Genomic DNA, 20,405 nt, shown 5'->3' with positions numbered 1-20,405 from the left:
AGACAACTATTCCGTGCGCAGGTCCAGCGCGATGTCCAGGATCGGCGACGAATGGGTCAGCGCACCCACCGAGAGGAAGTCGACGCCGGTGGCCGCGTACCGGCTGGCCACCTCAAGGGTCAGCCCGCCGGTCGCCTCCAGCTCCGCCCGGTCACCCACCGCGGTCACCGCCTCGGCCAGCACCTCCGGCGTCATGTTGTCGCAGAGCAGGAACGCCGCACCGGCCTCCACCGCCTCCACCGCCTCGGCGACCGTTGTCACCTCGACCTGCACCGGCACCTCCGGGAACGCCTCCCGGACCCGCCGGTACGCCGCGGTGATGCCCCCGGCCGCCAGCTTGTGGTTGTCCTTGATCATGGCGACGTCGTAGAGGCCCATCCGCTTGTTGGTGCCCCCACCGGCCCGCACCGCGTACTTCTCCAGCGCCCGCAGCCCCGGCGTCGTCTTGCGGGTGTCCAGCACCATCGCCTTCGTGCCCGCGAGGGCGTCCGCCCAGGCGCGGGTGTGGGTGGCCACCCCGGACATCCGGCAGAGCAGGTTGAGCGCCGTCCGCTCGGCCGTCAACAGCAGCCGGGTCGGGCCGGTCACCGTCGCCAGCACGTCGCTGCGGGCCACCCGCTCACCGTCGCGGGCCAACTGCGACACCTCGACGGTACGCCCGAACCCGGTCACCTCGCCGACCAGCTCGAACACGGCGGCGGCCACGGCCAACCCGGCCAGCACACCGTCCGCGCGAGCCACCAGGTCGGCGGTGTCGCTCTGCTCCGCCGGGATGGTCGCCACGCTTGTGACGTCGAGGAAATCCGGCCCCAGATCCTCGACCAGCGTGTTCTCGATCACCTGCCGTACCTGTGCCGGATCCAGTCCAGCCGCCCGCAACGCCGCCTGCGTCGACTCTGTCATGAACGTCCCTCCCATTGCTGCGTCAACCCGCCCTGCGCCCCGACCGCCCCGACCAGATGGCCCAGCCACCGCTCGTCGGCCGTCGGGAAGTCCTCCCGCCAGTGGCATCCCCGCGTCTCGGTGCGCGCGTACGCGGCGGCCACCAGCGTCGACGCCACCGTGAGCAGGTTGGTCGCCTCCCAGTCGGCCGTCCGCGGCCGGCCCCGGGCAACGCCCAGCTCGGTCAGCGTCCCCGCCGTCTCGGCCAGCGTCGCGGCGGAGCGGAGCACCCCGGCTCCCCGCGTCATGGCCCGTTGCAGGGTCGGCGTCGCCTCGGCCGGCAGCACCCAGCCCTCGCCCCCGCGCCAGGCGCCGGTGTCCGCCGGCTGAACCTGCTCGGGCAGGCCGGCGGCGATGTCCTCGGCGATTCGCCGGGAGAAGACCAGGCCCTCCAGCAGCGAGTTGCTGGCCAGCCGGTTCGCACCGTGCACACCCGTGCAGGCGACCTCGCCGCAGGCGTACAGGCCGGGGATGGAGGTGCGGCCGCGCAGGTCGGTGCGGACGCCGCCGGACGCGTAGTGCGCGGCCGGCGCCACCGGGATCAGGTCGGTGGCCGGGTCCACGCCGATCGCCAGGCAGGACGCCACGATGGTCGGGAACCGCCCGGCCAGGAAGGCCCCACCCAGGTGCCGGGCATCGAGGAAGACGTGGTCCGCGCCGTTGGCCAGCAGCACCCGGTGGATGCCCTTGGCCACCACGTCCCGGGGAGCCAGCTCGGCCAACTCGTGCTGGCCCACCATGAACCGTTTGCCGTCGGAGTCCACCAGGTACGCGCCCTCGCCGCGCAGCGCCTCGGAGACGAGCGGCTGCTGCGCGTGCCCGGCGCCGGGCACCCCCGCACCAGGCGGGGTGATCAGGGCGGTCGGGTGGAACTGGACGAACTCGACGTCGGTCACCGCCGCGCCGGCCCGCATCGCCAGCGCCACGCCGTCGCCGGTGGAGACCGCCGGGTTGGTGGTGGCCGCGAAGACCTGCCCCATTCCCCCGGTGGCCAGGACCACCGCACGGGCCAGCAGCGCGCCGACACCGTCCTCGCTGCCCTCGCCCAGCACGTGCAGGGTGATCCCGCAGGCCGGGCCGAGGCCGTCCGGGCCGTCGCCTGGCGCTCGCAACAGGTCCAGCACCAGCGCGTGCTCCACCAGCCGGATCCACGGGTCGCGCTGCACCGCCGCGTGCAGGGCCCGCTGCACCTCGGCGCCTGTCGCGTCGCCACCGGCGTGCACGATCCGATCCGCCCGGTGGCCGCCCTCGCGGGTCAGCATCAGCGAGCCGTCGGGGTGGCGGTCGAACTCGGCGCCGATCCGGATCAGCTCCCGCAGCCGGGTCGGGCCCTCCTCGACCAGTGCCCGGACCGCCGCCGGGTCGCAGAGCCCCACCCCGGCGATCTCGGTGTCCCGGGCGTGCGCCGCCGGGGTGTCCGCCGGGTCGAGCACGGCCGCGATGCCACCCTGCGCCCACCGGGTCGAGCCGTCGTCAATGTTGACCTTGGTGACGACCGTGACGTGCAGACCCGCCTCACGCAGATGCAGCGCGGCGGTCAACCCGGCCACCCCGGAGCCCACGACGATCACGTCGGTGGTCTCCACCCAGCCGGGCGCGGGAGCGGCCAGCTTCGGGGGCAGGGCCGGCAGATCGACGGTCGGAAGGTCCATCCCCCCAGTCAACCCGAACCATCCTCGCTCGGGGGCGACGGGGGCGGGACGAGTGGTTTGGGCTACCCCGTCCGACGGCGGCAGCGCCGCGCCGACCGGCGGGCCCCGGTCACTTCGTCCGGACCGGCAGGCCAGCCGGGCCGACGCCCCGCAGCGAGGCGGTCACCGTACGGTCGCTGAGCCACAGGTAGCAGCGGACACCCCGATCACCGACCCGCCAGCGCCCCGCACCCGGCGGACGCACCACCACGCCGCTGCGGAACCGCAGGTGGACGTCGTTCGGGACGCCGACGTACCGGCCGAGGACGCTGCGGCACCCGTCGTAGAGCGGCACCCAGTCGGCGTCCTTGGCCGGGTACGGCTTGTCCGGTGCACGCCACACCCCGACGAACTCGGCGTCGTGCTGCGTGCCGCACTCCACCGGCACCAGCGTTCGCACACCCGCGCCTGCCCCGCCACGGGTCTGCTGACAGCCCAACCGCAGCCCGGAGGCCACCTTCAACGCGTCCCGCAGACTGCCCGACCGGACCACGACCGTGGCCGCCGCCTCGACCGTTGTCAGCTCGGTGAGGTCACACCGGAACCAGCGGGAGCCGGCCGCCCAGCCCGGCCCGGACGGCAACGCCACCGACAACCGCAGCCGCCCGGCCCGCCAGTCGTCGCCCACGTACCCGGAGGCCCGGCTGTCGCACTCGGCGAACGCGCCGCGCAGCTCCGTCGACCCGTTGGCCGGGGCTGCGGCCTGCTCGGCCGGGAACGCCCCCACGTGCACGGTCTCCACCCGGTGCGGGCCGGCGCAGTCGATCGGCTGATAGCTGGCCAGGGTGATCACCTCGGCGAAGTCGGCGGCCTGGCACACACCGGCGGCCGGCGTGAACGCCGTGGCCGGCGGCAGCGCCGCCCAGTCGTCGGTCAGGTCGCCGTCCAGGTCACCGGGCGCGGCACAGCCCACCAGCAGCACCGCCGAGACGGCAGAGGCGAACAGGGTCGTCATGGCACGGCGCATCGCGGCCTCCCCCAGCCACCGACCATCTTCCGACGGCGTGCCAAGGGTAACCGGAAATGACCTTCCGGTGACAGACCGGAATCGCGCCGCGTGGGATCAGACGCCGGACACGGCCAGCGGGCTGGGCACCGGGTCGCCGGCCGTGCCCGGGGCCGCCGCAGCCGGGTCGGCACCCAACTCGACGACCCGGTTGTCGGCGTCCACGTGCACCACCCGGGGCCGGTACGACCGGGCCTCGGCGTCGTCCATCTGCCCGTACGAGATCAGGATGACCAGGTCACCGGGGTGTACGAGGTGGGCGGCGGCACCGTTGATGCCGATCACGCCGCTGCCCCGCTCACCCGGGATCACGTACGTCTCCAGCCGGGCGCCGTTGGTGACGTCCACGATCGCGACCTGCTCGCCGGGGAGCAGGTCGGCAGCGTCGAGCAGGTCCTCGTCCACCGTCACCGAGCCGACGTAGTGCAGGTCCGCCTGGGTCACCGTAGCGCGGTGGATCTTCGACTTGAGCATGGTCCGCAGCATCGGGGCTGGCCTTTCGGGGAAAGTGGTGGAGGGCGCGGCCGGTTCAGGGGCGCGGGGCGAGGTGAATGGCCGCGTTGTCGATCAACCGGGTGCTGCCCACCCACGCGGCGATCACCAGCCGCGCCGGCCCGGACACCGGCCCCGGCTCCAGGTCGGGATCGGTGAGCACCAGGTAGTCGAGCTGAGCACCGGGCGTACCGGTGCCGAAGGCTGCGTGCGCGGCGGTGAGCACCGCCCCCGCGTCCTGGCCGTCGTCGGCGGCCCGGCCGCCAGCCCGCAGCGCGGCGGAGAGGCTCAGCGCCGCCGCCCGCTCGGCCTCGCTCAGGTAGCGGTTGCGGCTGGACAGCGCCAACCCGTCCGGCTCCCGGACGGTCGGTACGCCCACCACCTCGACCGGCACGTCCAGATCCCGCACCATCCGCCGGACCAGGGTGAGCTGCTGATAGTCCTTCTCGCCGAAGAACGCCAGATCCGGCCGGGTGAGCTGGAGCAGCTTGAGCACCACGGTGAGCACACCGTGGAAGAAGCCGGGGCGACTGGCACCCTCCAACTCCGCGCCGAGCGGTCCCGGGTCGAGACGCACCCGGGGCTGGCCGTCCGGATACATGTCGGCCACCGACGGGGCGAAGACCAGGTCGGCCCCGGCCCGCCGGCACACCTCCAGGTCCTCCTCGAAGGCGCGCGGATAGCGGTCGAAGTCCTCGTTCGGCCCGAACTGCAGCGGGTTCACGAAGATCGTCACCAGCACGTGGTCGGCCCGTTCCCGGGCCGCGCGCAGCAGCGTCTCGTGCCCGGAGTGCAGGGCGCCCATGGTCATCACCACGCCGACCGTGCCCTTCAGCCCGGCCCGGGCCTCGGCCAACTCGGCCCGCGTGTGCACAACCTGCGTCATGCCGCCACCCCCCGATCGCTGTCAGCCAGCACACCCAGCAGCGATTGCGCGTCCACCGGCCGCAGCCGGCCGGCGGCGATCGCCCGGTCGGCGGTACGCCGGGCCAACGCCAGATATGCGGGAACAGACTCCGGCGCGGTGGCCGCCAGCCGGGCCAGGTGCCGCTCGACCGTGCCGGCGTCGCCCCGGGAGACCGGGCCGGTCAGCGCGTCGTCGCCGAGCCGCAGCGCGTTCTCCAGGGCGGCCCGCAGCAGCGGGGCGAGCACCTTCTCCGGCCGGGCCACCCCGGCGTCACGCAGCCGGTCGGTCGCCTCGTTCACCAGGGTCACCAGGTGGTTCGCGCCGTGTGCCAGCGCGGCGTGGTACAGCGGGCGGTCCGTCTCGGCCACCCACTCGGGCACGCCACCCAGGTCGGCGACCAGCCGGGCCGCCAGCGGGCGCAGCTCGGCCGGGGCGGTCACCCCGTACGAGATGCCGGCCAGCCGGGCCAGGTCGTCCGGCGTACCGGTGAAGGTCATGGCCGGGTGCAGGGCGAGCGGGCGGGCGCCGACCGCTGCGGCCGGGGCCAGCACGGCCAGCCCGTGCGCGCCGGAGGTGTGCGCGACCACCTGGCCCGGACGCAGCGCGCCCCGCTCGGCGAGGTCGGCGACCACGCCGGCCAACACGTCGTCCGGCACGGCGATCAACAGCAGGTCGGCGGCAGCGTCGGCGACGGCGTCCACCGGACGGCGGGGCACCTCGGGCAGCAGCAGGGCGAGCCGGGCGCGACTGGCCCCGGAGCGGCCGGCCACGGCCACCACCCGGTGCCCGGCGGCGACGAGGGCCGCGCCCAGCACGGCACCGACCCGGCCGGCGCCGACGACGCCCACGGTGAGCAGACGGGAGGTGACGGGGGCGCCGGTGACGGCGCGGTCCCACGGTGCGGCGGGCCCAAGCTGGGCGGCCGGACGCGGGCGCAACGGTGCGCTCATGGCGACGATCCAGTCCTCGAGAAGGGGTACCGGTCGATCGCAAGTATGCTCCCGCGCCGCAGAGCCCAAACAGGATGTGTGAAAACCTTCACCACCCCGCGCGGGCTCTCGTCACCGCCTCCCCGGGGGCGACGTGATCGCGCGCAGCTCGGCGGCCACCTCGGCGATCAGGTCGGCGAGCGAGGCGTCACTGCCGGGCGCGACCCAGCGGGCGTACGCGACCCGGAAGACCGTGACACCCGACTCGGTGGCCAGGGTGGCCGTGGTCTCGTCGAGGCCCTTGGCTCGCAGGGCGGTGGTGACCGCGGCCACCAGCGAGCCCATCTTCCGCAGTTCGCGTTCCTGCAGCTCCGGGCTGCTCTCGATGATGGCCTGTCGCGCCCGGACCAGTTCGAGGCGGTCGACGAAGACCTCCTCCGCCATCCGTTCGAAGGCGGCGATGACCACCTCGAATGGGCCGGCGTCCGTCTCGGCCACCGTCTTGGCCAGGACCTCCTCCAGGTGCCCGCTGCCACTGAAGAGGGCCTCGCGCTTGTCCCCGAAGAGCCGGTAGAAGGTGCGCTTGTCGAGGCCGGCACGGCCGGCGATGTCGGCGACGGTGGTCTGTTCGAAGCCGCGCTCGCGGAACAGCTCGAAGGCGGCCGCCTCCAGGCGGCCACGCGCGTCCGGTTGCCAGCGGGCCATGCGGCGATGGTATCCGATGTCACACCGCGACATTATTTCCGGCGCGATGTCGCGTGGTGACATCAGGCGAGGTACGGTGATGTCGCAATGTGACATCGGCACTCACGAAGGAACCACCATGCGCGTATTCGTCACCGGCGCCTCCGGCCATGTCGGCTCGGCAGTCGTACCGGAACTGCTCTCCGCCGGACACGAGGTTGTCGGTCTGGCCCGCTCCGACGCGTCCGCAGCCGCGATCGAGAAGATCGGCGCTCAGGCACGCCGCGGCGATCTTTACGACCTCGACGTGCTCCGCGAAGAGGCAGCCGCCTCCGACGGGGTGATCCATCTGGCGTTCCGCCACGACCTCATGATCAACGGCGACCTGGCCGGCGCCGCCTCGGCTGACCTGGACGCCCTCACGGCACTCGCCGACGGCCTGGCCGGCTCCGGCAAACCCCTGGTCGGCACGGGCGGGACGGCCATGCTCGTGATGGGCGGCATCGTCGGCCGCCCCGGCACCGAACGCGACACCTTCCCGGGCGGCGGCTACCGGATCGACGCGGAGAACTTCGTGGCCGGCCTCGCCTCGCGCGGGGTGCGCTCCTCCATCATCCGGCTCGCGCCCACGGTGCACAGTTCGCTCGACCGCTACGGCTTCATCAACATCATCATCGCGGCGGCCCGGCGGAACGGGTACGCCGCGTACGTCGGCGAGGGCACCAACCGGTGGCCGGCCGTGCACACGCTCGACGCAGCCCAGCTCTACCGGCTCGCCCTGGAGAAGGCCCCGGCCGGTGTGCGCCTGCACGGAGCTGCCGACGAGGGAGTCCCCTTCCGGCAGATCGCCGCCGCCATCGGCCGCAACCTCGACCTCCCGGTCCGGAGCATCAGCCCCGACGAGGCGAACGACTACTTCGGCTTCCTCGGGCAGTTCGCGCAGATGGACAATCCCACGTCGTCCGCGATCACGCGCGAACTGCTGGGCTGGACCCCTGCCCACCCCGGCCTGATCGCCGACCTGCACGAAGGGCACTACTTCCGGGCATGAGCCACGACGGCGGCGCGGCGGGGATCGGAGTCGCACCGGGACGGTGGCCGTAGGGTCGGCACGGTGATGCCCCCTGAACTCGGAGCGAGCTGATGCCGATCCCGTGGCGGGACGCGATGAGCCTGGCCCTCTACGGGCCGGACGGCTTCTTCGTGGCCGGCACCGGGCCGGCCGACCACTTCCGGACCAGCGTGCACGCCTCCCCGGCCTTCGCCAGGGCGCTGCTCCGCCTTCTCGCGCAGGTCGACGCCGCCCTCGGCCATCCTGACCGGCTCGACGTTGTCGACGTGGGCGCTGGGCGCGGGGAGCTTCTGCATGGCCTGCTGCGATCCATCGAAGACGCCGCCGGGCTCGCGGTGGGGGTTTCCGGGGCCGCAGCCGGTCGGTCCCCCGACGCTCCGTCGTCCGTCGCTGGTCGTGCGTCGCTCGCGGAGCGCGTCCGGTTCACAGCGGTCGAGTACGCGGCCCGCCCCGAACACCTGCCCGAGGAGATCGAGTGGGTCTCCGAGATTCCTGCGGGGATCAACGGTCTGTTGATCGCTACCGAGTGGCTGGACAACGTCCCGCTGGACGTGGCCGTGCACACGCCCGATGGCTGGCGGTACCTGCTGGTCGACCCCGACAGTGGTGCTGAGACGGTTGGTGAGCTGGTCAGTTCCGCTGATCGCGAATGGCTCACGACCTGGTGGCCCTCAACTGACGCGACACGCGAAACCCCGCACAGCGGCCACCGAGCAGAGATCGGCAGACCACGGGACGATGCCTGGGCAGCAGCGGTGAAGAGCGTCGAACGTGGGTTGGCGGTGGCCGTGGACTACGGGCACCTGCGGGACAGCCGGCCGGTGGACGGGACGTTGACCGGGTACCAGAGTGGACGACAGGTGCCGCCGGTGCCGGACGGGACAAGGGACGTGACCGCGCACGTGGCCATGGACTCGGTCGCCTCCGCCGGCGCGGCGGTCGCCCGGTGCGCGTACTCCCTGGTCTCACAGCGGGAGGCGCTGCGGGCGCTCGGGGCCGACGGCGGCCGACCCCCGCTGAGTCTGGCCGGCACCGACCCGGCCGGGTACGTGCGGGCGCTGGCCGCCGCGTCGGCGGTGGCCGAGCTGACCGACCCGGCCGGGCTCGGCGGCCACTGGTGGCTGCGCCAACCGGTCGGCATCGGGCTCGGGCCGGCCGTGGCACGATGACGGGCATGACCACCGACGCCGGGGACCTTCGTGAACTGACCGTCGGCACCGGGGCCGGCCTGGTCGCCGGGACCGGCGGTGAGCAGCTCGGCACCGACATGGTGCTGAACATCGGCCCGCAGCACCCGTCGACACACGGCGTGTTGCGGCTCAAGCTGGTGCTGGACGGCGAACGGGTGATCGCCTGCGAACCGATCGTCGGCTACATGCACCGGGGGGCCGAGAAGCTCTTCGAGGTACGCGACTACCGGCAGATCATCGTGCTGGCCAACCGGCACGACTGGCTCTCGGCGTTCTCCAACGAGCTGGGCGTGGTGCTCGCCGTGGAACGCCTGATGGGCATGGAGGTGCCGGAGCGCGCCACCTGGCTGCGGATGGCCCTCGCGGAGCTGAACCGGGTGCTCAACCACCTGATGTTCCTCGGCTCCTACCCCCTGGAGATCGGCGCGATCACGCCGATGTTCTATTCGTTCCGGGAACGGGAGACCATCCAGGCGGTGATGGAGGAGGTCTCCGGCGGCCGGATCCACTACATGTTCAACCGGGTGGGCGGCCTGAAGGAGGAGGTGCCCTACGGCTGGACGGGCCGTGCGCGGGCGGCGATCGGCGAGGTACGTCGACGGCTGCCCGACCTGGACAACCTGATCCGGCGCAACGAGATCTTCATGGCCCGCACCGTGGGGGTCGGTGTGCTGTCCGCAGCCGACGCCGCCGCGTTCGGCGCGTCCGGGCCGGTGGCTCGGGCCTCCGGCCTCGATCTGGACCTGCGCCGCGACGACCCCTACCTGGCCTACGACGAGCTGGACGTTCCGGTGGTGACGAAGACCGCCGGGGACTGTCACGCTCGCTTCGAGGTGCTGCTCGACCAGGTGTACGTGTCACTGGACCTCGCCGAGCGGTGCCTGGACCGGGTGGACCAGCTCACCGGGCCGATCAACACGCGGCTGCCCAAGGTGCTGAAGGCCCCGGAGGGGCACACCTACGCGTGGACCGAGAACCCGCTCGGCATCAACGGCTACTACCTGGTGTCCCGGGGCGAGAAGACGCCCTGGCGGTTGAAGCTGCGCACCGCGTCGTACGCCAATGTGCAGGCGCTGGCCACCCTGCTCCCCGGCTGCCTCGTACCGGACCTGATCGCGATCCTCGGCTCGATGTTCTTCGTGGTCGGCGACATCGACAAGTAACCCGGGCGGGTCAGCGCCAGCGGTCGGTGGTCGGGGCGCCCCCGGCACGTGGCACGTCGTCCTGCGGTGGATAGCCGTACCGTTCCTCGACCCGCCGTCGTCCGGCCCGCTCGGGCGCGGGTTCCGCCCCGTGGCCGCGCTGGCGCGGCGGGTGCCACTCGTCCGGCACGGGCACCCCACCCGCCGGCAGCGCCGGCCGTCCCTCCGGCTCGGCCCGGTGGTACGACTCGCGCTCGTCATGCCGGCGCGGGTCCTCGTGCCGACGCGGGTCCTCGTGGCGGCGCGGGTCCTCGTGGCGGACAGAGGCCCAGCGGTCGGCCACCCGATACTCGGTGCCCGTGCTGTCGGCGTGCACCTCGGCCCGGCGCTCACCGACGTGCAGTTCACGGCCGGTGTCATCGTCGCGGACGGCCGCCCACCGGTCACCGGCCCGCAACTGCGACCAGTACTCGCCGGTGTCGTCCGCCCGCAGGGCCGGACCGGATTGCGGCACGCCGGCGCTGCCCCGCTCCGGCTCGTGCGGCGGGGACCAGCCGCGGTCGTCGCGCTGGGACCGGGCACCCCAGGCGGGCTCCTCGGGCTGGGCGTACGCGTCGCGCGGGTCGGTCCACTGCGGGTCGTCGCGGCGGGCCGTCCAGCCCGGCTCGTCGGCTCCGAGGTCGGGCCCGTCCCGGTCCGGCCGGGTCGACTCGCCACGGGTCACGGGCTGTGCGCCCCAGGGACGGTCGTCAGCGGGGCGGGCGCGGTCGTGGGCAGGGCGGGCGCGGGCGCGGTCGGGACGGGCGCGGTCGTCGTCGTGCGCGGATCGGGGGTTCTCCGGGTCGCCCCACGAACGGTCGGCCGCCCGGGCACCTCCCTGGGGACCGGCACCGCGCGGGGTCCATTCCTGCGCCGGAGGGGCCCACTGGCCGGTGTACCCGCTGCCATAGCGTCCGTCCGGCTCGGCCTGCCCGCCATCGACCACGGTGTGCCGGGTGGTGACGTGGACGGTCTCGGTGTGCCGGACCACGCCGACCGGCCGGTGCACCGGCTCGGGACGGTCGTGCTCGCGGGGTCGGTCGTGCTCGCGGGGGCCGGGGATCGAGCCGAACCCGGTCGCCCGTGGCTCGGCGCCGTACAGCCCGGCGGCGGGCGGCTCGGGCCCGGCGTCCACGACCGCGTGGCTGCGGTACGCCGGCTCGTCGTCGTCGGCGCGCTCGGGGCCGCCCCAGCGCGCGGCGGCGTCGTCCGGGCCCGACACCCGAGCACGTGCGGCCGGCGCGTCGCCGGGAACCGGGACCCGACTGCGGGCGGCCGGGGCCTGGCCGACAGGTTCGACAGCCGGCACCCGCGCACGACCGGCACCGGCCGGCTCTGCCGCCGGGGCAGCACCGGCCAGGGCGGCGCCGGTGGCGTCGAGGCGGCGGCGGACCGCGACGATCCCCTCCTGGGCCCGCTGCGCCTGGTCGAGCGCCTGATTGCCACGCTGGGCGGCGGCGACGATCTCGGCGCGCAACTCCCGCCGTAGCTCGTCGATCTCGTCCAGCAACTCGTCGGCCCGCGCCGAGGCCTCGGCACCGTCGGGCCGCAACGCGATGGAGAGGCCGATCAGCATCACCGCCAGGATGGCGAGCACCGCCGCGACGCGCAGCGGGCCGTTACCGTCCGCGACCAGCAGGATCAGCGCAGCCAGCGGGGCCAGGCCCACGCCGACCCAGAAGAGGACGGTCAGCAGCAGCGGTTGACGCCGGGCGTCGGGGGTGGCCGGGGCTGGCATGGATGTGCAGCCTACCCACGATGTCCACTAGATGGAACGGGCTCCCCGACGTACGACGCCCCCGTCCCGGGGCGGGACGGGGGCGTCGTCAGCACGCCGAAAGTGGGTTCAGCTGGTGGCGAAGGCGCCGTCCGAGGAGAAGATCAGACCCACGCTGATCTTGCCCTCACGCAGCGCGTTCTTGGTCAGCGGCCCGCCCTGGTCGAGCGAGGAGAACGAGCCCACCGAGAGCCCGTACGTCTTCTCCAGGCCCGGCTTGCAGAACGGACGCTGCTGGCACTCCGGCGGCCCACCCAGCACGGTCGCGCTGCCGGAGCACTTCGCGGCGAACTCGGAGAGGGTCCGCACGCCGTACTTGTCGGCGAAGGCCTGGGTGACCGCGAAGGCGTTCTGGTCCTGCGCGGCGGCGGGGGCACCGAACGTGAGGCCCACCTTGTCACCCTCGGCCTTGAGCGCGGTCACCGTCGTGTTGATGTCGGGTGAGGAGACCGGCTGGGCGTTCGGGCCGTTGGCCTTGGTGTTGAGGAACTCGGCCATGGTCGCCGCGTACTCCGGGATGACCTGGACCTCGCCCTTCTCCAGCGCCGGCTCGTAGAGCTCCCGGTTGCCGATCTGCTGCACCTTGACCTGGTAGCCGGCCGCGGTGAGCGCGATCCGGTACAGCTCGGCCAGCGTCTGGCTCTCGGCGAAGTTGCCGGCGCCCACCGTGATCTCGCCGCCCGGGCCCTTGGCGATGCCCGCCGTGACGTTGTTGGCGGCGGCGAACTCCTCCGCGGCGACCTTGGGGGTCTTGCGGTCGTCGTTGACGGCCTTGTTGAGCTGGACCAGCTTCGGCGTGTCGAGCGCCGCGGAAACCTTGTCCAGTGCGGCGATCAGCTGCGGGTTGGCCGCCTTGCTGTTGACCGCCGGGATGACGTTGTCGGAGTTCTGGAGCTTCTTGTCGTCCTCCAGTGCCACGAGCTGCTGGCCGGCGACCGGGGCGCACCCGGCGCCGGACGCGCTCGGCTGCGGCGCGTCGGTGCCGGACGAACCGGCGTCACCGCAGCCGGTGAGGAGCGCTGCCCCGGCGACGGCGCCGATCGCGCCCATCGCCAGACGTGTACGTGCGCGCATGTGCCCGCCTTCCGTGTCCCGGCGCGACCCGTCCCGGGCCGGCCGCGTGTCCGACGGGCGATCCTGACTGACGGCCGCCCGCGACTATCCACCCAACATGGTCCGCAACCGACCGACAACTTGAAATGGGCATCGTCACCGCATCGTCACCGAACGTCCCGCCGCCGGTCGCCGCTTCGCCGTCCGCTCACCCGGACGGGCCACCGGCGGGCGGGCGTCAGGCCCGGCCGGTGGCGTCGGCGGGCAGGGGCCGCCCGGCGCGCTGTCGCCCACGCCGCAGGGGACGGGGGGTGACCAGCCGTTCGACGATGCCGAGGAGCAGCTCGGCCAGCAACGCGAGCCCGGCCACCAGCACACCACCGGCCAGGATCTGGCCGCCGCCGGCCGCGATGCTCAGCCCGAACCCGGTACGAATGATCTCGCCGAGCCCGCCGCCGTTGACGAACGAGGCCAGCGCGGCGGTGGCAATCACCTGCACGGCGGCGGTCCGGAAGCCGGCCGCCAGGTAGGGCACCGCGAGCGGCAGCTCCACCCGGCGCAGCAACTGCCCGCCGGACAGACCCATCCCGCGGGCGGCGTCGCGCGCCTCCGCGTCCGCCTGACGTACGCCGGTGTAGGCGTTGGCCAGCAGCGGCGGGACCGCGAAGACGGCCAACGCCACCACCACCGGGGTACGGCCGAACCCGAGGAAGGTCAGCGGCAGGATGGTCAGCAACGCCAGGGTGGGGATGGCCAGGGTGGCATTGGACACCAGCACCACCAGGCCGCCGCCTCGCCCGGCGTGCCCGAGCCAGAGCCCGACCGGCCAGGCCACCAGGCAGCCGAGCGCGACCGCGGCGGCGGAGATCACCAGGTGCTCGCCGAGGCGGTCCAGGATGCCGCCAGGGTTGGTCCAGTTCAGGGGGTCGTTGAGCCAGAGCACCGCCTGGTGCACCGGGTTCGCCGCCGCGCTCACCGGGCACCTCGGACAGACCAGGGGGTGATCAGCCGGCCGATGAGGACCAGCAGCAGGTCCAGCAACACCGCGAGCGCCACGCAGAGCACCGTGCCGGTCATGATCTCGGCCTTGTAGAGGTTGTTCTGAAAACCGGCGAAGATCAGCTGGCCGAGCCCGCCGTGCCCCACCAGCACCCCGACGGTCACCAGCGCGACAGTCGAGACGGTGGCCAGTCGCAGCCCGGTCAGGATGCCCGGGATCGCCAGCGGCAGATCGATCCGGAAGAGCCGTCTCCACCGGCCGTAGCCCATGCCCTCGGCGGCCTCGCCGACCTCCGGCGGCACCTGGTTGAGCCCGGCCACCACGTTGCGGACGATCAGCAGCAGCGCGTACAGGACCAACCCGACCAGCACGGTGGTGGTCCCGGTGCCCAGGTACGGCGCGATGAACGCGAACAGCGCCAGCGACGGAATGGTGTAGATCACGCCGGTGACGCCGAGAATCGGGCCGGCCAGCGGGCGCACCCAGTACGCGAGCACCGACAACGGCAGGGCGATCAGCACCGCGATCAGCACCGCGCGCCCGGTGAGGGAGGCGTGTTCACGCAAGGCGGCGACGATCGTGTCAGAGTTGTCCCGCACGTACTGCCAGGAGAACCAGGGGTTACCCGGGTCGGCCCGGTAGCTCAGGCGGAAGGACATACGTGGACGTTACCCCGGAGGCCCCCGGCGCGGCCGAATCCCCTCGCGCGGCGTCGATCTCCCTACAGGGCATCCAGAAGCGTTACCCGAACGGCACTGACGCCGTCCGCGAACTCAGCCTGGAGGTCAAGGCCGGCGAGTTGGTGGTGCTGATCGGGCCGTCCGGCTGCGGCAAGTCGACAGTGCTCCGCATGATCAACCGCCTGATCGAGCCGACCGCCGGCCGGATCACGCTCGGCGACGAGGACGTCACGGACGTCGACCCGGTGCGGCTACGCCGCCGGATCGGCTACGTGATCCAGAACGTCGGCCTCTTTCCACATCAGACGGTCCGGGCGAACGTCGCCACCGTGCCGGGCCTGCTCCGCTGGTCCCGCGAGCGGACCCGGACCCGGGTCGACCAACTGCTCGACCTGGTCGGGTTGGACCCGGCCCAGTTCGGCGGTCGCTACCCGCACGAGCTGTCAGGCGGTCAACGGCAGCGCGTCGGTGTGGCCCGCGCGCTCGCCGCCGACCCGGTGGTGCTGCTGATGGACGAACCGTTCTCGGCCGTGGACCCGATCGTCCGGGCCCGACTCCAGGAGGAGTTCCTCCGCCTCCAGGCCGAAGTCCGCAAGACGATCGTGCTGGTCACCCACGACCTCGACGAGGCGGTCCGGCTCGGCGACCGGATCGCGGTGCTCTCCGAGGGCGGGCACCTGGAGCAGTACGACACGCCTGCCGCCCTGCTCGGCTCGCCCGCAACCCCCTTCGTACGCGAGTTCGTCGGCGCCGACCGCGGCATCCGCCGGCTGGCCGTCACCCCGCTCGACCGGGACGCGCTGGAGCCGGTGCCCGGCGACGTCGACCTGCCCACCGTGCCGCTGGACGGCACCGCGTACGACGCGCTGGCGGTGTTGCTCACCTCGGGACACGACCGGCTCGTGGTGACCGACGCCGGCCGACCGGTGGGGGCTCTCAGTCGGCAGCGCCTGCTCGACCTCGGCCGGTCGACGGGCTGACCGGTCGGGTCAGGCACGACCGCCGAGGCTCGCGGTGCCGATGATCCAGCCGGTGAGGAAGCCGTAACCGGCACCGGCGCTGGCGTCCCGCAGCGCGCCGAGCAGCGACGGGTCCGGGCCGAGCAGCGCCGCCAGCACGGCGGCGAGCCCACCGGCGAGCACGTACGCGGCCCAGCCGGAGAAGAACTGGCTGATCGAGCCGGGCACCCGGGCCACCTGCGCGGCCGGCAGCAGGTAGAGCAGGGTCACCGCGAGGACCACCAGCAGAACGGCCCGCAGGTTGGCGGCGAACAATCCGCCGGCCTGCCCGTCAGCGTCCAGCAGCCAGGCCGGCCACGCGAGCAGGCGCAGGTAGAAGCCACCGGCCGAGTCCGGGCTGGTAAGCGTGTTGGCGGCCCAACCGGTGTACGCCGGGCTGCCGCAGATGCCGACCAGCAGCAGCACGGCGAGCGCGCCGGTGCCGGCGGCCGTGCCGTAGCGGCTGACCGGGCCGGAGCGGCTGACGAGTCCCCTGATCCGCCCAGGCCCCGAACCGGCCGGTCGGGCGGACCTGGGCTGCCCCGGACGGCTCAGTGCTTCAGCAGGTAGTCGATGAAGGCGGCCCGCAGCAGCGGCGCCGACTCCTCGTAACCGTGACCGGTCAGCTCCCGCCACAACGCGTTGGCCTCGTCGATGGTCGGGCCGATCGAGTTCGGTGCGCCGTCCAGCACCGTCGCCTCGTCCGCGTTCGGCAGGCGCCGCAGCACCGACCAGTAGAAGCCCACGTCGCGACGCTCCCGGGCCCGGGCGAAGGCCCGCTCCCGCAACTCCTCGGTGGACAGCGCGTCGAGTTCCTCGAACGAGGATCCGCCCCCGGTGGCGGCAGGTGTGTCGGTCATGTCGCCGAGCCTAACGCTCGAGATCACCTTCGGCTCGACGGACGGCGCGGCTCACCGGTCGTTGGCGTCCCAGCGGCGCGGGCCGTCCTCCCAACGCGGGTCACGCCACGGGTCGACAGGTTGCGGCGCGGGCGGCGTCGGCAACGTCGGGGGCCAGTTGTCGGCCGGCTGCGCCTGGGGCACCGACCAGCCCGTGCTGATCGCGCCGTCGCCGACCGGCTCGGGCGTGTCGACGCTGCCTGGGCGGGGCCGCCCGAACCTCTCGACCAGCCGGGTCACCGCCAGCCCGACGCCGAACGCCACACCACCGACCGCCCAGACACTCACCGTCCAGTCGCGCTCCGGCGCGTACGCCAGGAAGACGGTGACCAGGCTGACCGCCAGCACGGTGCCGAACACCCCGCCCCGGCGGCCGTACGCGCTGGTGCCGCCGAGCAGGGACACCCCGACCGCCAGCACGGTCCACTCCAGCCCGGAGTTGGGTGTGACCGGCCCGGGGTTGTTGGCGGCGAGCAGGATGCCGGCGAGCGCGGCCAGCACGGTGGAGCCGACCAGCGCGACCGCGGTGACCACGGCGGCCAACGCACCCCGACGACGGGCCGGATCGGCGACCGGTCGGTACCGGCCGACCAGCTTCCGGATCGACCGGATCGCGCCGAACAGCCCGCCGAGGACCGCGACGGCGGCGAAGCCGGCGAAGAGGTAGCCGGCCGTCCGCGAGGGCTCGTAGTCCCCCTGCACCAGCACCGGCGCCGAACGGCGTTCGATGTACACCACCACACCGGCGGCTCCCGCCAGGCTGGCCGCCCAGCCGGGCACCTGCAGCACCACCACGGCCAGCGCCAGCACGAGCCCGCCCAGCGCGGCGACCACGACGGCCGACCCCACGGACGCCATCAGGCCCCGGTCGCCCTGCTCCGCGTAGTGCAGCGCGGCGGCGACCGCGACCGGCCCGATGATCAGGTTCGGGGCGGCGGTGCGCAGGCTCAGGCCGGCGGCGATAGCGAGCAGGCCGAGCCCGACCGCGTTGACCAGGAGTGTGCGCAGGGCGGCGCCGCGCAGCACATCCGGGTCGGCCCGCCAGAGCAGCCAGCCCAGGGCGACCAGGCTGGCCAGCAACAGGAATTCCCAGCCCACGTGCACGCCGATGCGGTCCCGGCCGGGCTCACCGTGGGTGGGGTCGTCGAAAACGTTCTCCAGGACGGCGGCGGGAACCCCTGACGAGGGTTCGATCGGCCGGTCCCGGCCCGCTTCTTCGTACCCCATGGCGCCGCCTCCCCAGTCGCCGGCCGTCCTCGGTCCGGCGCACGGACGGATCGGGGGCGGCCATTGCTCTCCGATCGCAGGCACCGTACCCGCGCCCGGAGCCGGACGTAACCCCTCGGCTCAGCGCTGACCCGGGCGGCTCTCGCGCTGGTCGGGCTCGTGGTCGTCCGGGCGCTCCGGCACCCGGCAGGATCGCTCCAGCCAGAGCGCGACGCCGACCAGCGCCAGCGACGCCAGCAGCCCGCCGCCGGCGGCCGGCCGGTCCTCCGACGCGGCACGAGTGGGCTCGATGAAGAGCCAGCCGCTGAGCCCGGCATAGAAACCGGCGAAGATGGCGCCGGCCAGCGCCGACGCCTTGGCCAACACCACGAACCGGGCAACCATCAACGGGTTGACCGGATCCCGGCCGGGCTTGCGGTCGATGCGGCCACGGGTGTTGATGGCGGCGTACGCCTCCAGCACGGCGAGCGCGGCCAGTGCCGCCACCGGCAGCCAGGGCAGTTTGGGGAAGCCGCGGTAGAAGGAACTGATCAGCAGCCAGGCCACTGCCGCCGCGGCGAGGGCCGCCACGACCAGTGTCGAGATGCGGGTGGGGCCCATCCGTGACCGGTCCGGGCCCGGCCCCCCGCCCGGTGGTGGGGACTTCGCCTGCGTCATGCCGGCCGGCTCCACTGGGTCATGCCGTCGACTCTAACGCCAGTTCGGGCCGGGGACGCAGTTCCAGCGCGTCGTCGGCTGCGGGGCCGGCGGTTAGCAGGTCGGTCAGCCAACCATGGCCGGGCAACCGTCCGTAGGGCTGGATGTCGATCCACGGCCGCAGCACGAACGCCCGCAGGTGCGCCCGGGGGTGCGGCAGGATCAGCTCCTCCTCGTCGCTGAGCACCGGCTCGCCGTCGTCGCCCCAGACCGCGATCACGTCCACGTCGAGGGTGCGCGGCCCGAACCGCCGCTGCGGGTCACGGACCCGCCCGGCCGCGCTCTCCGCGGCCCGCGCCCGCTCCAGCCAGTCGCGCGGGCTGGCGGCGTCGTCCTGGGCCAGCACCACCGCGTTGAGGTACGCGGGCTGGTCGGCGTCTCCCCACGGTGGAGTCTCGTACACGCCGGAGACCAGGAGCACGGCGTCGCCGAGCGTGGCGACGGCTGTACGCAGGTGGTCGAGCCGGTCGCCCAGGTTGCTGCCGAGCGACAGCACGGCCCGGGTCACCGGGTACGCGCCCGGGTCATGGTGACAGCCACGTCGGTGAACGTGTGCGGCACCGGCGCCTCCGGCTTGTGCACGGTGACCGTGGCGGCGCTGACCCGCTCGTCGGCCAGGCAGACCGCGAGCAGCCGGTCCGCGAGGGTCTCGATCAGGTTGACCGGCTCGCCGGTCACCACCGCGACCAGCCGCTCGGCCAACTCGCCGTAGTGGACCGTCGCGGCGACGTCATCGCTGGCGGCGGCCGGTGCCAGGTCCAACTCGAGGACGGCGTCGACCACGAAGTCCTGCCCCTGTTCCCGCTCGAAGTCGTACACCCCGTGCCGGCCGCGGGCCCGCAGGCCGGTCAGCTGAATGCGGTCGGTCATCGCTTCCCCTCTCGCCGGCCGGCCACCCGGCCGGTCGGTGCTGCGGCTGCCGGGTCTGCCCGACGTACGCCGGCGCGTCCGGCATTGCGGACGTGCACCCGCCGTGGACCGCTCACTCGGACCGCCCCTGACCGGCCCAGGCGGGGACCAGGCGCGGGCTGCCGGTGGCGGCCCAGACCGCCAGCGCGTCGGCGGTGGCCCGCACGTCGTGCACGCGTACCCCCCAGGCACCGGCCGCGACGGCCAGCACGCTCGTGGCGACGGTGGCCGCCTCCCGCTGCGCCGTGGGTCGCGGCGTGCCGTCGCCGGCCGCGAGCAGCCGCCCGAGGTACGACTTGCGGCTGGCCCCGAAGAGCAGTGGGTACCCGAGTTCCAGCAGCTCCGGCAGGCGGGCGCTGAGCTCCCAGTTGTGCGTGGCCGTCTTGGCGAAGCCGAGGCCGGGGTCGATGACGATGCGGTCGGCGGCCACCCCCGCGGCCAGTGCGGCGTCGATCCGCTGGCCCAGTTCGGCCCGGACGTCGGCCACCACGTCGGTGTAGCTGGCCAACTCGCCCATCTGCTGGGAGTGGCCACGCCAGTGCATCAGCACCCAGGGGCAGCCGGCGTCGCGGACCACCCGGGCCATGTCGGGGTCGGCCAGCCCGCCGGAGACGTCGTTGACCACCGCCGCGCCGGCCTCCAACGCGGCTTCGGCCACGGTTGCGCGGCTGGTGTCGATGCTGACCGGCACACCGGCGGCGGCCAGCTCGCGGATGACCGGCAGGACCCGGCCGGCCTCGGTCGCCGCGTCGATCCGCTCGGCGCCGGGGCGGGTCGACTCGCCACCGATGTCGACCAGGTGCGCCCCGGCGTCACGCAGACGCACGCCGTGTCCGACGGCGGCGTCGAGGTCGGCGTACCGTCCGCCGTCGGAGAAGGAGTCCGGCGTGACGTTGAGGACGCCCATCACCACGGGGCCCGGAGCCCGTACCAGATCGGTCACGACTAGACGGTACCGGTCGTGGCGGCGGCGCCCACCGGCCCGGGTGGCCCTCGAACCAACACCCCTGACGTGCACATTGGAACAGGTGTACGATCGGTCTTTCGGGCAGAATCAGGCAGCCCCCTCGCG

At 73.6% G+C, this 20,405-nt stretch carries 22 protein-coding genes; 4 read left to right on the top strand and 18 right to left on the bottom strand.

All coding sequences use genetic code 11. The features are described from left to right. Nucleotides 1–6 precede the first annotated feature (6 nt). The 7 genes from nadC to ABZ780_RS18340 form a co-directional block, all read right to left on the bottom strand. On the bottom strand, nucleotides 7–903 hold the full coding sequence (gene nadC, locus ABZ780_RS18370; protein ID WP_357486756.1) for a carboxylating nicotinate-nucleotide diphosphorylase: 897 nt from the start codon (nucleotides 901–903) through the stop codon (nucleotides 7–9). Continuing rightward, nucleotides 900–2,594, bottom strand: a complete 1,695-nt coding sequence (locus ABZ780_RS18365; RefSeq protein WP_357486754.1) for an L-aspartate oxidase — start codon at nucleotides 2,592–2,594, stop codon at nucleotides 900–902. The genes nadC and ABZ780_RS18365 overlap by 4 nt, the downstream gene beginning before the upstream one ends. Nucleotides 2,595–2,703: 109 nt before the next feature. Continuing rightward, nucleotides 2,704–3,600 (bottom strand): septum formation family protein, encoded by an 897-nt coding sequence (locus ABZ780_RS18360; protein ID WP_357486752.1) that lies wholly within the window; start codon nucleotides 3,598–3,600, stop codon nucleotides 2,704–2,706. 96 nt (nucleotides 3,601–3,696) lie between these two features. Then, entirely contained in the window at nucleotides 3,697–4,125 is a 429-nt protein-coding gene (panD, locus tag ABZ780_RS18355) for an aspartate 1-decarboxylase (RefSeq protein ID WP_357486750.1), read from the bottom strand. 43 nt (nucleotides 4,126–4,168) lie between these two features. Further along, nucleotides 4,169–5,017, bottom strand: coding sequence for a pantoate--beta-alanine ligase (gene panC, locus ABZ780_RS18350; protein WP_357486748.1), 849 nt, complete (start codon nucleotides 5,015–5,017; stop codon nucleotides 4,169–4,171). After that, nucleotides 5,014–5,988, bottom strand: coding sequence for a Rossmann-like and DUF2520 domain-containing protein (locus ABZ780_RS18345; RefSeq protein ID WP_357486746.1), 975 nt, complete (start codon nucleotides 5,986–5,988; stop codon nucleotides 5,014–5,016). The genes panC and ABZ780_RS18345 overlap by 4 nt, the downstream gene beginning before the upstream one ends. A 111-nt stretch (nucleotides 5,989–6,099) precedes the next feature. After that, complete coding sequence (locus tag ABZ780_RS18340; RefSeq protein WP_357486744.1) at nucleotides 6,100–6,672, bottom strand: TetR family transcriptional regulator; 573 nt, start codon at nucleotides 6,670–6,672, stop codon at nucleotides 6,100–6,102. Between the two features lie 118 nt (nucleotides 6,673–6,790). Here ABZ780_RS18340 and ABZ780_RS18335 point away from each other — a divergent pair, with 118 nt between their 5' ends. The 3 genes from ABZ780_RS18335 to ABZ780_RS18325 all read left to right on the top strand — a co-directional run bounded on the left by ABZ780_RS18335 (nucleotide 6,791) and on the right by ABZ780_RS18325 (nucleotide 10,076). Continuing rightward, the gene (locus ABZ780_RS18335; protein ID WP_357486742.1) at nucleotides 6,791–7,702 is read left to right on the top strand and encodes an SDR family oxidoreductase; all 912 of its coding nucleotides are present in this window, start codon (nucleotides 6,791–6,793) and stop codon (nucleotides 7,700–7,702) included. 92 nt (nucleotides 7,703–7,794) lie between these two features. Next, nucleotides 7,795–8,892 carry an SAM-dependent methyltransferase gene (locus tag ABZ780_RS18330; RefSeq protein ID WP_357486740.1) on the top strand — a complete coding sequence of 366 codons (1,098 nt, stop codon included), beginning with the start codon at nucleotides 7,795–7,797 and terminating at the stop codon, nucleotides 8,890–8,892. Then, a complete protein-coding gene (locus ABZ780_RS18325) occupies nucleotides 8,889–10,076 on the top strand; it encodes an NADH-quinone oxidoreductase subunit D (RefSeq protein ID WP_357009888.1) in 1,188 nt (395 codons plus the stop codon). Before ABZ780_RS18330 ends, ABZ780_RS18325 begins: the two co-directional genes overlap by 4 nt. A gap of 10 nt (nucleotides 10,077–10,086) precedes the next feature. Here the strand turns inward: ABZ780_RS18325 and ABZ780_RS18320 are convergent, their stop codons facing one another. The 4 genes from ABZ780_RS18320 to ABZ780_RS18305 all read right to left on the bottom strand — a co-directional run bounded on the left by ABZ780_RS18320 (nucleotide 10,087) and on the right by ABZ780_RS18305 (nucleotide 14,583). Further along, a complete protein-coding gene (locus ABZ780_RS18320) occupies nucleotides 10,087–11,832 on the bottom strand; it encodes a hypothetical protein (RefSeq protein ID WP_357486738.1) in 1,746 nt (581 codons plus the stop codon). Nucleotides 11,833–11,940: 108 nt separating this feature from the next. After that, complete coding sequence (locus ABZ780_RS18315) at nucleotides 11,941–12,945, bottom strand: glycine betaine ABC transporter substrate-binding protein (protein ID WP_357486736.1); 1,005 nt, start codon at nucleotides 12,943–12,945, stop codon at nucleotides 11,941–11,943. Nucleotides 12,946–13,162: 217 nt separating this feature from the next. Continuing rightward, nucleotides 13,163–13,900, bottom strand: coding sequence for an ABC transporter permease subunit (locus ABZ780_RS18310; RefSeq protein WP_357009879.1), 738 nt, complete (start codon nucleotides 13,898–13,900; stop codon nucleotides 13,163–13,165). Then, on the bottom strand, nucleotides 13,897–14,583 hold the full coding sequence (locus tag ABZ780_RS18305; RefSeq protein WP_357009876.1) for an ABC transporter permease: 687 nt from the start codon (nucleotides 14,581–14,583) through the stop codon (nucleotides 13,897–13,899). The genes ABZ780_RS18310 and ABZ780_RS18305 overlap by 4 nt, the downstream gene beginning before the upstream one ends. Before the next feature lie 2 nt (nucleotides 14,584–14,585). Between ABZ780_RS18305 and ABZ780_RS18300 the strand changes: the two genes are divergently transcribed. Beyond that, entirely contained in the window at nucleotides 14,586–15,584 is a 999-nt protein-coding gene (locus ABZ780_RS18300) for an ATP-binding cassette domain-containing protein (protein ID WP_357486734.1), read from the top strand. A gap of 9 nt (nucleotides 15,585–15,593) precedes the next feature. Here ABZ780_RS18300 and ABZ780_RS18295 read toward each other — a convergent pair whose 3' ends face one another. The 7 genes from ABZ780_RS18295 to folP form a co-directional block, all read right to left on the bottom strand. Continuing rightward, nucleotides 15,594–16,028 (bottom strand): hypothetical protein, encoded by a 435-nt coding sequence (locus tag ABZ780_RS18295; protein ID WP_357009871.1) that lies wholly within the window; start codon nucleotides 16,026–16,028, stop codon nucleotides 15,594–15,596. Between the two features lie 125 nt (nucleotides 16,029–16,153). Then, nucleotides 16,154–16,462: a hypothetical protein gene (locus ABZ780_RS18290; protein ID WP_357009868.1), complete on the bottom strand. Its 309-nt coding sequence runs from the start codon at nucleotides 16,460–16,462 to the stop codon at nucleotides 16,154–16,156. Nucleotides 16,463–16,513: 51 nt separating this feature from the next. Next, nucleotides 16,514–17,728, bottom strand: a complete 1,215-nt coding sequence (locus ABZ780_RS18285; RefSeq protein ID WP_357009865.1) for an ABC transporter permease — start codon at nucleotides 17,726–17,728, stop codon at nucleotides 16,514–16,516. A 120-nt stretch (nucleotides 17,729–17,848) separates the two neighbouring features. Beyond that, complete coding sequence (locus tag ABZ780_RS18280) at nucleotides 17,849–18,385, bottom strand: DUF3180 domain-containing protein (RefSeq protein ID WP_357486733.1); 537 nt, start codon at nucleotides 18,383–18,385, stop codon at nucleotides 17,849–17,851. A 19-nt stretch (nucleotides 18,386–18,404) separates the two neighbouring features. After that, entirely contained in the window at nucleotides 18,405–18,932 is a 528-nt protein-coding gene (gene folK / locus ABZ780_RS18275; RefSeq protein ID WP_357486731.1) for a 2-amino-4-hydroxy-6-hydroxymethyldihydropteridine diphosphokinase, read from the bottom strand. After that, nucleotides 18,929–19,294 carry a dihydroneopterin aldolase gene (gene folB / locus ABZ780_RS18270; protein WP_357009859.1) on the bottom strand — a complete coding sequence of 122 codons (366 nt, stop codon included), beginning with the start codon at nucleotides 19,292–19,294 and terminating at the stop codon, nucleotides 18,929–18,931. Before folB ends, folK begins: the two co-directional genes overlap by 4 nt. Nucleotides 19,295–19,406: 112 nt before the next feature. Beyond that, nucleotides 19,407–20,276 (bottom strand): dihydropteroate synthase, encoded by an 870-nt coding sequence (gene folP, locus ABZ780_RS18265; RefSeq protein WP_357486729.1) that lies wholly within the window; start codon nucleotides 20,274–20,276, stop codon nucleotides 19,407–19,409. Between the last annotated feature and the right edge of the window lie 129 nt (nucleotides 20,277–20,405).

Source organism: Micromonospora sp. NPDC047467, assembly GCF_040643095.1.
Lineage (GTDB): Bacteria > Actinomycetota > Actinomycetes > Mycobacteriales > Micromonosporaceae > Micromonospora.
The sequence above is the reverse complement of the archived record's forward strand: the minus strand, read 5'-3'. Positions and strand labels throughout refer to the sequence as shown.